At 75.6% G+C, this 332-nt stretch carries 1 protein-coding gene; it reads right to left on the reverse strand.

What is annotated here, in order from left to right:
• Nucleotides 1-261 (reverse strand): peptidase M48 (locus tag UK12_RS34350; protein ID WP_045307147.1); only part of this gene is annotated, 261 nt, incomplete at its 3' end.
• Between the last annotated feature and the right edge of the window lie 71 nt (nucleotides 262-332).

The raw sequence follows: 332 nt of genomic DNA on the forward strand, positions 1-332 counted from the left end.
GAGCAGGGTGTCGTAGGCGACGATCCGGCGGGTGGCGCCGAAGCCGGAGACGTACGCGTTGAGGGCGGTGGTCCGGCGCGAGGCGTCGGCGAACAGCACGTCGCGCACCCGGATCCCGTCCCGCTGCGCCAGGGCCAGTAGCGCGGTGCGCAGTTCACCGGCGGGCCGCGGGGACAAGCCGATGCCCACCGCCGCAACCAGCTGCGGGTGGACGACGGCGAGGGCGTGGGTCAGCAGCCCGGCGAACCGCGCTGCCGGCATCTAGCAGCAGTGCGGGCAGCGCGCGCTCAACGCGTGCACCACGGCCACCCGCGGGAGGCCGAGCTCCCGCC

The sequence above is a fragment of the Saccharothrix sp. ST-888 genome, assembly GCF_000955975.1.
Lineage (GTDB): Bacteria > Actinomycetota > Actinomycetes > Streptomycetales > Streptomycetaceae > Kitasatospora.